General features: G+C 43.4%; 13 protein-coding genes and 1 pseudogene. 8 read left to right on the plus strand and 6 right to left on the minus strand.

Going from position 1 to position 13,426, the window contains the following annotated elements:
* Positions 1–4 precede the first annotated feature (4 nt).
* On the minus strand, positions 5–829 hold the full coding sequence (gene cysT, locus LIN78_RS15870) for a sulfate ABC transporter permease subunit CysT (RefSeq protein ID WP_227181850.1): 825 nt from the start codon (positions 827–829) through the stop codon (positions 5–7).
* 67 nt (positions 830–896) lie between these two features.
* Positions 897–1,892: a sulfate ABC transporter substrate-binding protein gene (locus tag LIN78_RS15875; protein ID WP_227181851.1), complete on the minus strand. Its 996-nt coding sequence runs from the start codon at positions 1,890–1,892 to the stop codon at positions 897–899.
* A gap of 399 nt (positions 1,893–2,291) precedes the next feature.
* Between LIN78_RS15875 and ssuD the strand changes: the two genes are divergently transcribed.
* The 8 genes and pseudogenes from ssuD to LIN78_RS15910 all read left to right on the plus strand — a co-directional run bounded on the left by ssuD (position 2,292) and on the right by LIN78_RS15910 (position 9,792).
* Positions 2,292–3,458 (plus strand): FMNH2-dependent alkanesulfonate monooxygenase, encoded by a 1,167-nt coding sequence (gene ssuD, locus LIN78_RS15880; protein ID WP_227181853.1) that lies wholly within the window; start codon positions 2,292–2,294, stop codon positions 3,456–3,458.
* A complete protein-coding gene (locus tag LIN78_RS15885; RefSeq protein ID WP_227181855.1) occupies positions 3,455–4,645 on the plus strand; it encodes an acyl-CoA dehydrogenase family protein in 1,191 nt (396 codons plus the stop codon). Before ssuD ends, LIN78_RS15885 begins: the two co-directional genes overlap by 4 nt.
* 37 nt (positions 4,646–4,682) lie before the next feature.
* Positions 4,683–5,957, plus strand: coding sequence for a bifunctional 3,4-dihydroxy-2-butanone-4-phosphate synthase/GTP cyclohydrolase II (locus tag LIN78_RS15890; RefSeq protein WP_227181856.1), 1,275 nt, complete (start codon positions 4,683–4,685; stop codon positions 5,955–5,957).
* A gap of 48 nt (positions 5,958–6,005) precedes the next feature.
* On the plus strand, positions 6,006–6,992 hold the full coding sequence (cysK, locus tag LIN78_RS15895; RefSeq protein ID WP_227181857.1) for a cysteine synthase A: 987 nt from the start codon (positions 6,006–6,008) through the stop codon (positions 6,990–6,992).
* A gap of 223 nt (positions 6,993–7,215) precedes the next feature.
* Positions 7,216–7,950: pseudogene (locus tag LIN78_RS18440) on the plus strand (methionine ABC transporter ATP-binding protein); the annotation flags it as partial.
* 39 nt (positions 7,951–7,989) lie between these two features.
* A complete protein-coding gene (locus tag LIN78_RS18465; RefSeq protein WP_284700263.1) occupies positions 7,990–8,229 on the plus strand; it encodes an NIL domain-containing protein in 240 nt (79 codons plus the stop codon).
* A complete protein-coding gene (locus tag LIN78_RS15905; RefSeq protein WP_227181860.1) occupies positions 8,226–8,903 on the plus strand; it encodes a methionine ABC transporter permease in 678 nt (225 codons plus the stop codon). The genes LIN78_RS18465 and LIN78_RS15905 overlap by 4 nt, the downstream gene beginning before the upstream one ends.
* Positions 8,904–9,003: 100 nt before the next feature.
* Complete coding sequence (locus LIN78_RS15910) at positions 9,004–9,792, plus strand: MetQ/NlpA family ABC transporter substrate-binding protein (RefSeq protein ID WP_227181861.1); 789 nt, start codon at positions 9,004–9,006, stop codon at positions 9,790–9,792.
* Between the two features lie 94 nt (positions 9,793–9,886).
* Here LIN78_RS15910 and LIN78_RS15915 read toward each other — a convergent pair whose 3' ends face one another.
* The 4 genes from LIN78_RS15915 to ssuE form a co-directional block, all read right to left on the minus strand.
* Complete coding sequence (locus tag LIN78_RS15915; RefSeq protein WP_227181863.1) at positions 9,887–11,236, minus strand: NAD(P)/FAD-dependent oxidoreductase; 1,350 nt, start codon at positions 11,234–11,236, stop codon at positions 9,887–9,889.
* 19 nt (positions 11,237–11,255) lie between these two features.
* Positions 11,256–12,413 (minus strand): trans-sulfuration enzyme family protein, encoded by a 1,158-nt coding sequence (locus tag LIN78_RS15920; RefSeq protein WP_227181865.1) that lies wholly within the window; start codon positions 12,411–12,413, stop codon positions 11,256–11,258.
* A gap of 79 nt (positions 12,414–12,492) precedes the next feature.
* The gene (locus LIN78_RS15925; protein ID WP_227181866.1) at positions 12,493–12,708 is read right to left on the minus strand and encodes a TOBE domain-containing protein; all 216 of its coding nucleotides are present in this window, start codon (positions 12,706–12,708) and stop codon (positions 12,493–12,495) included.
* A gap of 45 nt (positions 12,709–12,753) precedes the next feature.
* Positions 12,754–13,347, minus strand: coding sequence for an NADPH-dependent FMN reductase (gene ssuE, locus LIN78_RS15930; protein WP_227181867.1), 594 nt, complete (start codon positions 13,345–13,347; stop codon positions 12,754–12,756).
* Positions 13,348–13,426: the final 79 nt, after the last annotated feature.

The following is a 13,426-nucleotide window of genomic DNA, read 5'->3' on the forward strand; positions in this document are numbered from 1 at the left end:
CCAATTAACGCTGTCCGCGACGGCTGGTCCACCATTGCAATCCATTAATTGCAAATAACAGGGCAAATGAGATCACTAACATAACGAGTGCTAGTGCCGTTGCACCGCTGTAATCGTACTGTTCAAGCTTGGCGACAATTAATAAAGGGGTAATTTCTGAAATCATCGGCATGTTGCCTGCGATAAATATCACCGAGCCGTATTCGCCAATAGCTCTTGCAAAAGAGAGGGTGAACCCCGTGAGTAATGCCGGTAAGATGGCTGGGAAAATTACCTTGGCAAATGTCTGCCAACGGCTAGCCCCTAAGCAGGCGGCCGCTTCTTCTACTTCTGATTCCAAGTCTTCTAAAACGGGTTGGAGTGTTCTGACAACAAATGGCAAACCAATAAAGGTAAGCGCAACCACAATACCCAATGGGGTGTACGCAACCTTGATGCCATGTGGTTCTAAATACTGGCCTACCCAGCCGTTTGCTGAATACAAAGTCGATAACGTAATCCCTGCAACTGCGGTGGGTAAGGCAAATGGCAAATCGACTAAGGCATCAAAAAATCGCTTTCCCAAAAACTGATATCTGCTTAACGCCCAAGCAACAATTAATCCAAAGAAGCAATTAATTAGTGCTGCAATGAGTGATGAACCAAAGGTGACTTTATAACTAGCCAAGGCACGCGGCGATAAAACAAGCGACCAAAAGTCATCCCACTTCATTAAGCTGGTTTTAAAGAAAATGGCAGATAGTGGGATCAGAACAATTAACGATAAATACAGAACGCTATAGCCTAAAGAGAGCCGAAAGCCGGGTAAAACGCGTTGAGATGTGGACATAATTCAGTACTCAGATTAGGTGGGATAGGAGAACCAGCAAAACGTCTGCTAGTTCTCCAGTGAGTCATTAACGAGGCAGGTAAATCTGATCGAAAGTGCCACCATCTGCGAAGTGGGCTTTATTGGCTTTTGGCCAATCTCCGAAGAATTCACTCAACGTAAATAGATTTACTTTTGGAAACTGCTTGGCGTACTTGGCTGAAACCGCTGTATCACGTGGACGGTAGTAGTTTTGAGCAATGATTTCTTGGCCTTGTGGTGTGTACAAGAATTTTAAATAGGCTTCTGCTTGCTTTTTGGTGTTGTGCTTTGCCACGTTTTTATCTACAACGGCGACTGGCGGCTCGGCCAAGATACTTTCGCTAGGCGCTACAATTTCAAATTTACCTGGCTCAAGTTCTTTCAAAGAAAGTAAGGCTTCGTTTTCCCAAGCAATCAACACATCCCCCACCCCTTTTTCAACGAATGTCGTGGTAGCGCCACGTGCACCAGAATCTAATACTGGTACGTGCTTAAATAACTCTGCGACATATGCTTTGGCTTTATTTTGGTCGCCTTTATTCTTTTGCAAAGCCCATCCCCATGCGGCTAGGTAATTCCAACGTGCACCACCAGATGTTTTCGGGTTTGGTGTAATGACTTGTACACCAGGCTTGATTAGATCACCCCAATCTTTAATTCCTTTTGGATTCCCTTTTTTGACTAAAAACACGATAGTTGAGTAATACGGTGTGCTGTTGTTTGGTAAGCGTGCTTGCCAATTAGCAGGCAATAAACCACCCTTTTCCGAAATTTCATTAATGTCTTGCGCTAGTGCTAGTGTCACGACATCTGCTTCTAGACCATCAATTACCGAACGTGCTTGTTTGCCAGAACCACCATGTGAAGCCTTGATCGTGACTGTTTCACCGGTTTCTTTTTTCCACTTTTCAGCAAACGCTTTGTTGACATCTTGGTACAGCTCACGAGTTGGATCATATGAAACGTTTAGCAAGGAAACGTCTGCAATGGCTGCTGAACTTGCCGCTAGTAGTGCCAGAGAAATTAAAGATTTTTTAAACATATAGAAGCCCTCATTCCTGTGTGTGTAGTGATATTGAGGCTGAGTCTATCGATAAAATCATATTTCATTAAATACTTTAAATTGATATTTATATGCAATATTGATCTATTAAGTTAATGAAGTGCTGCACAATCAACAATGCCGCCGACCGATTGCTTCTACAGCAACAAACCTGGTGAATTGTGCGCGGCCAGATGAAAAGCAAAGAAGATAGCGGGAGTATTGCTAGTCGGTAATATCTTTATAAATCAAATATTTATAGATATTTTTTATAAATCACAATCAAAAGATGGCACTTGGCATAACTGTTGCTAAAACATTGTTTGTTATAACAAGTAATTATTTTAAATAAAAATCTAAATAACTAAATAATTAGATCAAACAGAATGGGATAGTCAGATGAATGTATTTTGGTTTTTGCCTACACATGGTGATAGTCGATATCTAGGAACAAGCAAGGGCGCGCGATCTGTGGACTTGTCTTATCTAAAGCAAGTAGCACAAGCGGCAGATGAGTTAGGTTATTACGGTGTATTAATTCCTACCGGCAGAAGTTGTGAAGATGCTTGGATTGTGGCATCCGCTGTTGCGCCATTCACCAAACAATTGAAATTTCTGGTGGCTGTTCGCCCTGGCATTATTTCGCCAACGGTATCTGCGCGCATGGCCGGTACTTTAGATCGATTAACAGATGGCCGCTTACTGATTAATGTTGTTACAGGTGGAGACCCAGATGAGCAACATGGGGATGGTATATATCTTGATCATACAGAAAGATATGAAGTCTCTGATGAATTTCTAAAAATTTGGCGTGGCGTGCTGTCTGGTGAGTCAGTCACTTTTAAAGGTAAGCATCTTCAAGTTGAAAATGCAAAAACCTTATATCCACCAGTACAACAACCGTACCCTCCCCTCTATTTTGGGGGCTCTAGTGAGGCAGCACATGATTTAGCGGCAGAACAAATTGATGTCTATTTAACTTGGGGGGAACCACCTCAGCAAGTGGCAGAAAAAATAGCGGATGTGCGTGCGCGTGCGGCAAAACTAGGTAGAACGGTTAAGTTTGGTATTCGCCTGCATGTCATTGTAAGGGAAACAAATGAAGAGGCATGGGCAGCTGCGGAAAAGCTCATCTCTCATGTATCTGATGAAACAATTGCATCCGCACAAAAATCTTTTGCTAGGTTTGACTCTGTGGGCCAACAGAGAATGGCTGCGTTGCATGGTGGAAAGCGCGATCAGTTAGAAGTATCTCCAAACTTATGGGCTGGGGTCGGCTTGGTGCGTGGGGGCGCAGGGACTGCATTAGTTGGGGACCCTGAAACCGTAGCTGAGCGTATTAAAGAATACTCGGCGCTGGGAATCGATAATTTTGTTTTATCTGGATACCCGCATTTAGAAGAATCCTATCGTTTTGCTGAACTAGTATTTCCATTGCTTCCGCTATCTCATGCAAAACCAAGCCGGAAACAAGAAGGTAACCTCACCGGTCCATTTGGTGAAGTAATTGCAAATGATATCGTTCCGACCAATATACAAGATGCCAAAGAAAGGAGTGCTTCATGACTTTCTTAGGCGAACATTCGCTTGCAACGCCGGCTTATCAAGAAAAAGTAGATGCGTTAATTGCTTTTCTGGATAAGACCGCGATTGCACGAGATAAAAAAGGGGGAACCGCGCAAGTCGAACGAGATGCGATTCGTCAAAGTGGCTTACTCGCGTTGTGGATTCCAAAGCAATATGGCGGTATTGGTGCCTCTTGGGCAGAAACGCTAACGGTTGTTAGAAGACTTGCCGCAGTAGATAGCTCGCTAGCGCATGTTTTTGCCTTTCAGCATCTATTACTCGCATCTACCCAATTGTTTGGCCAGCCAGACCAATGGGAGCCATGGTTTGAGCAAACAGCCAAACTCAATTGGTTTTGGGGAAATGCATTAAACCCGCTAGATACCCGGACAATTAGTCAGCCACTGGCAGACGGATTTGTTTTTAGTGGAAATAAAAGCTTTTGCTCTGGTGCAACCGATTCGAATAGATTACTTGTTTCGGCGATCGATCAGACAACAAAAAAGCTGATTATTGCGGTGTTACCGACTGAACGTGAAGGCATCAATATTTTTCAGGATTGGGATAACATCGGTCAGCGGCAAACAGATAGTGGTAGCATTGAGTTGCAAAATGTACGCGTTGACGCACATGAAGTGCTAAGCAACCCAGGTCCTTTATCTACCCCATATTCTGCGTTACGTCCTTTAATTGCTCAGCAAATTTTAACCAATATCTACATTGGTATTGCTGAAGGGGCATATCAAGCAGCCAAGCAATATACCTCGCAATCCTCACGTGCATGGGCTGCTTCAGGGGTAGATCACGCATCACAAGACCCGTATACCTTAGGTCATTTTGGCGATTTCTGGATTGGTTTAGAAAGTAGCCGTCTATTAGCAGAGAAGGCCGCTCATTTACTGGATGATGCTTGGTCGGTTGGAGATCAACTAACACCAGCTCATCGAGGTGAAGTGGCCATTGCGACTGCGACAGCAAAAGTAGCCTCTGCACAAGTTGGCCTCGATATTACTAGCCGATTATTTGACGTGACAGGCGCAAGAGCGACGACGGCATCGTTGGGATTAGATCGTTTTTGGCGAAATATTCGTACGCATTCTCTTCATGATCCTGTGGATTACAAACGTAAAGAGTTGGGTCACTGGGCGTTAAACAATGAATATCCCAGCCCTACTTTTTACTCTTGAAATCGAAGAATGTTATTGGGGATTAGAAGGAATATAGATGAGTGCGAATAATCAGCAATTTGATGCAGTAGAGGATGCCATTGAAGCCATTGCCAATGGTGAATTTGTGGTAGTGGTTGATGATACGGAAAGAGAAAATGAAGGAGATCTGATTATCGCGGCGGAGAAAATCACCTCCGAAAAGATGGCATTTTTGGTGCGTTACTCTAGTGGCGTAGTATGCGTCGCGTTATCAGGGGAAAGAATCGATCAGCTTAAGCTTCCCCAAATGGTGCAGAAAAATAATGAATCATTTACCACCGCATTCACCGTTAGTGTCGATTATTTGCATGGGACTACCACTGGTATTTCTGCTTCAGATAGAGCATTAACGCTTAATTCGCTTGCGGATGAGACGACGACAGGAGATGACTTTGCGAAACCCGGTCATATTTTTCCGCTAAGGGCGCGCGATGGCGGCGTGCTAGAGCGGCCTGGTCATACTGAAGCAGCGTTAGACTTGGCAAAACTAGCCGGCCTCAAGTCTGCGGGTGTGCTATGCGAAATAGTCAATGAAGATGGTTCTATGGCTAGACGACCGGATCTGTTTTCTTTTGCTAAGCAGCATCAATTAAAAATCATCACCATTGCCGATTTAATCTCCCACCGCGTACGTACAGAAAATCACTTTCAACGCATTGCCTCTGCGAAGTTACCAACCAAGCATGGGTTATTTCAGTCTAGTGTGTTTCGGTCCGCGCAATCGCAAGAGGAACATATTGTGTTGCATATGGGGGAACTAGAAAATGCAAAGAATGTGCTACTACGCATTCATTCTGAATGCTTAACTGGCGATGCGTTCGGTTCTTTGAAATGCGATTGCGGTGAGCAATTGGAAGCATCGCTTCAGCAAATTGCTAGCGCTGGTACTGGCGTGCTGGTTTATTTACGTGGGCAAGAAGGAAGAGGCATTGGCTTAGCGAATAAAATTCGCGCCTACCAGCTACAAGATAGAGGGTTAGATACCGTTGAGGCTAATCAGGCATTGGGTTTACCGGTAGATAGCCGACATTACCATGCCGTCTCCAAAATATTAGCGTTAATGCACATTCAATCTGTTCGTCTCATGACAAACAATCCTGAAAAAGAAGCCTCACTTCGCTTATCTGGCGTGAACATATCTGAACGTGTCTCACTAGAAGTGAAAGCGAATCCATTTAATTTGTCTTATCTACAGACCAAACGAAATAAGTTGAATCATCATCTGTTGCTGACTAATCAAGATAAAGAGCGACATCAGACCCAAGCAGCTAAAACTCCTGTGGTGTCATGAATTTTCTAGCAATAAGCCTAGCCAAAGTGGAATAAAAGGATAAAGAAAATGAGTAAATGGTTTGAAAATAATACAGATGCAATTGGCCATACCCCACTAGTTCGACTCAATCGAATCTTAGATGGCGCAAAAGCGACGGTGCTAGCCAAAATTGAAGGAAGAAACCCTGCTTACTCGGTGAAGTGCCGTATTGGTGCTGCACTAGTAGCAGATGCAGAAGCAAGAGGTGTTCTCGGCCCAGGTAAAGAGATTGTAGAACCGACAAGCGGAAATACAGGGATTGCATTGGCGTTTGTCGCCGCAGCAAAAGGAATCCCGTTGACACTCACCATGCCAGAAACCATGAGTCTTGAGCGGAGAAAATTGCTCGCTGCATATGGAGCAAAACTAATCTTGACTGAAGGATCAAAAGGAATGGCGGGAGCCATTGCAAAAGCAGAAGAAATTGCCGCTAGCCAACCAGAAAAGTTTGTTTTGCTACAGCAGTTTAAGAACCCTGCTAACCCTGCCATTCATGAAGCGACCACCGGCCCTGAAATATTTGAAGCCACAGATGGCAAGGTCGATTACTTTGTTGCCGGAGTAGGAACTGGTGGAACCATTACGGGTGTATCGCGTTATTTAAAACAAACAAAAGCACTTCCACTAACCTCAATTGCCGTAGAGCCAGAAGCGAGCCCGGTCATCACACAAACGAGAAATGGCGAAACGGTCAAACCTGGTCCACATAAAATTCAGGGAATTGGTGCTGGATTTGTACCCGCTATACTCGACTTAAGCTTGATTGATGCTGTTGAAACGGTATCGAATGAAGATGCTGTTCTTTATGCAAGAAGGCTTGCGAGAGAAGAAGGTATTCTATCTGGTATTTCGAGTGGGGCAGCTGTCGCAGCGGCAGCCAGAATTGCGCAACGCCCTGAAAATGAAGGAAAAACGATTGTAGTTATCTTGCCGGATTCAGGAGAACGTTATCTCAGCTCTGTGTTATTTGAAGGATTATTTGATCCGGCAACCGGTTTGGCAACCTCAGCCTAATTGAAAAATTTTTAGTAGTTTCAAACAACCCAAACAGGGACATTGTTGATCGCAATGCCCCTGTTTTTTTCTGTATGAAAAATTTTATATAAGTAAATTAAATAAATTAATCATTAAAAATTATTTTTTAATTATATAGAGATTGTATACAATAGGCTTCAATCGCTAAAACCCACCAGGTTTTGGTAGAAATTAAATACAAGTAGTTAATAAAGGAAACGTTGTGATAAAGGTTGATCACCTACACAAACAATTTGTAAGCAATGGTATTTCGATCAATGCATTGAATGATGTATCGCTCGAAATTCAAGAAGGTGAAATTTTTGGCATTATTGGTCGATCAGGTGCTGGAAAGAGCACATTGATTCGCACATTCAATTTATTAGAAAGACCAGATACTGGCTCTATCAGTATTAATCAGCTCGATCTTTTGTCTCTAGATACAACTGCTCTGCAACAGGCAAGACAAAAAATTGGCATGGTGTTTCAACATTTCAATTTATTGTCTTCTAGAACCGTTGAAGGAAATATCCGATTTCCACTTGAATTAGCAGGCCAATTAACTGACGCTGAAATCAACGCTCGGGTAACCGAATTGCTCGCATTAGTCGGATTATCTGCTCATCGAAATGCCTACCCTGCTCAGTTATCTGGTGGCCAAAAGCAGCGTGTTGGTATTGCGCGCGCATTAGCAAATCAGCCAGAGCTATTGCTATGTGATGAAGCGACATCCGCGTTAGATCCGGAAACAACCGAGTCTATTTTGCAGCTGTTACAAGATATTAATCAGAAGCTTAACTTAACCATTGTGCTCATTACCCATGAAATGCGCGTGATTCGTCAGATTTGCGACCGCGTAGCTGTGCTAGATAAAGGTAGTGTGGTTGAAACCGGTAAAGTGATTGATGTCTTTTTGTTCCCAGCGCATGAGGTAACAAAGAGCTTATTAGCTGAAACAGGCCTGCATCTAGACCCCACTCTATTGCGGAAGAAACATTTGCATGATGGTCTACTGCTAAAACTAACCTTTACTGGAGAGGCTGCATTAAACCCAGTTTTGGATAAATTAAGCAGAGAACATCAGATCCATTACAACCTTTTCCAAGGTGCCATTTCAGAGATCAAAGGAGAATCTTTTGGTCAGTTAATTGCTGGCATTAAAGCAGATCATTTATCTTCTGCTGAAATATTAGCGGTATTTGCAGCGCATGGCGTTAAAACAGAGGTGATTCAATGAACTTCCAAGAAATTTTCACCTTTGCCAATGTTAGCTGGCCAGAAATTGGCGGCGCAACCATTGATACGTTCATCATGCTGGGCATTTCGCTCGTCTTTACCATTTTGCTAGGCCTGCCACTGGGTATTGCGTTGTATTTAACTGCGCCCGGCGGTATCTATGCAAAGCCTAAACTATATGCATTTTTGTCATTTATCGTGAACGTGTTGCGATCTTTGCCATTTATCATTCTGCTTATTTTGTTAATTCCCGTCACTTTGTTGATCACCGGCACATCAATCGGTGTGACTGGCGCGATTCCTCCTCTAGTCTTTGGTGCAGCACCTTTCTTTGGCCGTTTGGTTGAGAATGTTTTAAAAGAAGTAGACAAAGGGGTGATCGAGGCGAGCCAAGCAATGGGTGCTTCGACTAAGCAGATTATCTTTAAGGTACTCTTGCCAGAGGCATTGCCTGGGCTAATTTCGGCTGCTACGGTAACTACCGTTGCGCTGGTTTCTTACACTGCTATGTCTGGTGTGATTGGCGGTGGTGGTTTAGGAGACTTGGCGGTACGTTATGGTTATCAACGTTTTCAAACCGATGTGATGATTGTCACCGTTGTCTTGCTGCTCATACTTGTGCAAGTACTTCAAACCATTGGAGATCGTGTATCTACGCGACTTCGTCGGAAGTAAATCTAATTTAAGTTCTCTCCTCGTTAGTACCTCCCTTATATAAATGAATGCCTCACAAGGGCATTCAGGGGGAAATTTTTCTTAAAAGAAAGGTAATAAAATGACTCTCTCTCGTAAATTTTCAACCTTACTAGTCGGTTTGTTGGCTTCGGTTTCTGTATTTGCTGCACCAACTAAATTAGTGGTTGCTGCAAACCCAATTCCACATGCTGAAATTCTTGAGCACATCAAGCCTATCTTGGCTAAACAAGGTGTGGATTTGGAAGTTAAAGTATTTAATGACTATGTTCTGCCAAATACGCAGGTAGAAGAAAAGCAATTGGATGCTAACTACTTCCAGCACATTCCTTACCTGAACAAATTTAACCAAGACCGTGGCACACATTTGGTTGTAGCCAGCAAAGGTGTTCATATCGAGCCATTTGCTGCTTACTCAACAAAGTTTAAGAAAACTGCACAAATTCCAAATGGCGCAACCGTTGCAATTCCTAACGATGCCGTCAACTCTGGCCGCGCTTTGCTGTTGCTTCAAGCAAATGGTTTGATTAAATTAAAAGATCCAACCAACATCACCGCTTCAGTAAAAGACATTGTTGCTAACCCTAAGAACTTGAACTTTAAAGAACTAGAAGCAGCTACCTTGCCGCGTATTTTGAACCAAGTGGATGTTGCATTGATTAATGCAAACTACGCGTTGGAAGCGAAATTGAACCCTGTGAAAGATAGCTTGTTCGCAGAGAAAAAATCTCCATACGCAAACTTGTTAGTTGCACGTCCAGACAATGCAAATAGCCCAGCAATTAAGAAATTGGCTGCTGCCTTAACTAGCCCAGAAGTGAAGAAATTCATTTTGAAAAAATACCAAGGTGGCGTAGTGCCAGCGTTCTAATCGAAAGATTAGCTAGACACAAAAAAAGCACCATTTATTGGTGCTTTTTTTTGTTTAATAACAAATGTATAACTAAGATAGTTAAAGTTTTACTTTAGAATAATGAGTATGGTGGTTTGAGGTCTTTTTCTGCGTATTTTGCCAATCGAAACGCGTGTAGATTCATACCGGGTTCACCATCCACAATCCAATTAGACAATAACTTTCCAACGATTGGCCCCATCGCAAATCCGTGTCCGCAGAATCCCGTTGCAATGAGTAATCCTGGATGGTTGGATGGCGCATCGATCACCGGAATGCCATCAGGCACCACATCAATCCCCCCTGCCCATGTTTCCAAAATTTGCACATTTTTTTGGTTAGGGAAAGATTGTTTCAGCGCAGCGAGTGATTGGCGCTGGATCTTGTCATTCGGGCGAAGATGCGGATCACGAATATGAATTAATTTTCCATTTTGAGATGCTTCTGAAAATGGAAAATGGTTAGCAATATCTTGCAGAAATGCACCATTCAGGTTAAATCTAAACGAGCTTCTTTGTTGCCAAAGCGGTCCAAGATACCACTCTAATCCTCTTAGATGGCCAAGTGTGATATCTATATCTACTTGCGCACCTTCCGCTAAATTAAACGTACCATCACTACGTTGCCTGATACCTACATTATTGCCTAAGTAGGTGGTGCCACTAATCGCAGGGCCTGGCGACGTTCTTGATACACTGCCTCTGACAATATGCTGCGGTAGCTGGATATCTAGCAGTTGTAAAAGCCGCCAACTACTCGCGCCTGATGTACAAACAAAATGTTTAGTCTTAATTAACCCTCTTTCTGTTTGTACGCCTGAAATTCTTCCATTCTCTGTTTCGATGCCGGTTACTCCATTACCTTCTAGAATAATGGCACCTAGTTCCTGAGCACGTTTAGCAAATAAAGGCGCAACACGGCGTGGTTCAGCTTGTCCATCACTGGCTGTATACAAGCCACCTTTGACCGACGTTGCCAAACCGGGAACTAGTCTGGAGACTTCGCTGCTAGTAATCAGGCGGGTATCTAGTTGGTGGTCTTTGGCAATCGGTAACCAAGCCTCGTGTGATGCCATGTCTTCCGCCGTTTCCCCTGCGTATAGGCACCCTTGTTGGCGCCACTCTATGTCACCATTTAATTCTTGTGCTAAGGTCTGCCAAATCTGGTTAGACGCCTGCATGAGCGGCACTTCTGCCGGGTCTCTTCCTTGCTGGCGCACCCAACCCCATGCACGGTTAGATTGCTGACCTGCAATTCTAGATTTATCTGTAATAACGACTGATAGCCCTCTTTTGGCCAGATAATAGGCTGTCGCTAACCCCATGATGCCTGCGCCAGCAATCACAACATCTGCCTCTTGTGGAAGCGATGCATTGAAAACCTCATAGCAGGGATAGTTGAAAGCGGTGATTGGAACCGACATTAATTTCTCCAGTAATGGATTATTTTTCTAATTGATCTAGTGCTTGTCGAAAATCTTGGATGAGATCATGGATGTTTTCGATCCCGATAGATAGTCGAAGTAGATCATCAGGGCATGCACTACCCTCGCCCTCTACACTTTTCCGATGTTCTACTAAACTTTCTACCGAACCTAAAGAGGTTGCACGTTTAAAAACTTGTAAACCCGCAGCTACCGCAATGGCCTGTTGGGCTCCCCCCTTGATACGGATAGATAACATGCCGCCAAATCCGTTGGTAAATTGTGTTTTTGCTAATTCATGTTGGGGAAATGAACTTAGCCCCGGATAACTGACGGATAGTATCTGTGGGTGTTGCTCCAAGTAGTACGCTAATTCTAACGCATTTGCGCTTGCCGTTTTTACTCGAAGAAAAAGGGTTTTTAATCCGCGTTGCAATAACCATGCTTCAAAGGGCCCTAATACACTCCCGCCTAAGGCGCGGATTTCACGTATTCGTTGCCAAAATGGCGATACGACTTTTGTCACTAGTGCACCTGCAATCACATCAGAATGCCCATTCAGGTATTTAGTCGCTGAATGCATCACCAAATCAGCCCTCCAATCCAGTGGCTTAGCCAACACGGGGGTCATCACCGTGGCGTCAACCGCAATGCGTGTGCCTTTTTGCTTGGCTGATTTAGTAATAGCGGCTACATCCGTTAACTCCCATGTTGGATTCGCGGGTGTTTCAATCCAAATGAGATCAACCTGATGTTGTGAGAGTAAAGTAATTATCTCGTCTGAATTTCCATTCTCATAAAAATGCAGATGAATTTTCCATTGCTGAGTAAATTGAATTAACCATTTTCGTAGCGCCCAATACATATGCTTAGGCGCTAGCACGGTAGATTCGGGTTGCAATGCTTGAAAAACAGAGGTTGCTGCGGCCATCCCTGACGCAAATAACAACGCATCTTCCCCGTTTTCTAACTTACTTAAGCATTGCTCAATATCGATATAAGTCGGATTGCCATCCCTAGAATAAACACGACCACCGGGATAACGATTGTCTGCCGCTCTTTCGTATGTAGTCGCGACATAGATGGGAGAAACAATGTCTTTGTATGGCTCACTAGGCTTTAATTGGCTGTGAACGGCAAGGGTTTCTGGGCTAAGTGAAGATGAAGTAAAAGGCATGTTGACTCCTGCTGACTCCGGCAACAAAGAAAACCAGAGTATTTGCAAGCAGGAGTCTTATCATTAGATGGGATAGGAATTACAGTTTTGCGATAGATACTTCTGTTGATTTTACAAAGGCAATCACTTCAGAACCTACGCCTAGATTTAGCTCTTTGATTGATCGGGTCGTAATAACAGAGGTCACCGTGCCTGCCGGGGTTTCAACATCTACTTCCGATAATACAGGCCCTTCAATAATCTCTTTAATCTTCCCTTTGAATTGGTTTCTAACATTAATTGCCTGAATTGCCATGATGATTCCTTTTTATCGTTATTGAATTTCTATTGAAGTAAGTTTTTATAAGCAAATTTGTAAATTACTAGGTTTTTGCTGGTGGCCTTGCGGTGCCTTGAAATGTGGATGCGCTTTTTGAACCTGTTCTGCAAACTGCAAAACCGCTGGGGTAATTCGTTCATCTAGTTCTTCATCCAACTGCACATGACCTTCATCATTTACTTTGATTTGTTTATCAACCGCAAATACACCTTGTTGGATATGACCGGCCTTTAATGCTGCCAACACAGGTTTAATTGCATAATCCACTGCGAGTAGATGAACAGGCGTGCCACCAGAAGCCAAAGGAAGCACGGGTTTACCTTCTAGCCCGCCTTCAGGAATTAGGTCTAACAAGACTTTTAACGCGCCCGCATAAGCGGCCTTATAAACTGGGGTGGCAATAATTAAGCCGTCTGCTGATTTCACCGCCTCTTGAAATGCTTTGATACTAGGGTCGGAAAAATCTGCATGAAGTAATTTTTCTGCATCAAAGTCATGCACCCTGATCGTATTTAATTGGATATCTTGTTGAGTGAGCAATTGCTCTGCTCTCTCAATTAACCTGCCCGTTTTTGATTGTTTGCTTGGGCTGCCTAAAATTGCTAAAACCGACATCTTGCTTCCTTTGTTTTATTTTCAATGAAGCAAGACTATCACTGTCTAAAATGAATAAAAAATAATATTAAAAGATTAT

The sequence above is a fragment of the Leeia speluncae genome, assembly GCF_020564625.1.
Taxonomy (GTDB): Bacteria; Pseudomonadota; Gammaproteobacteria; order Burkholderiales; family Leeiaceae; genus Leeia; species Leeia speluncae.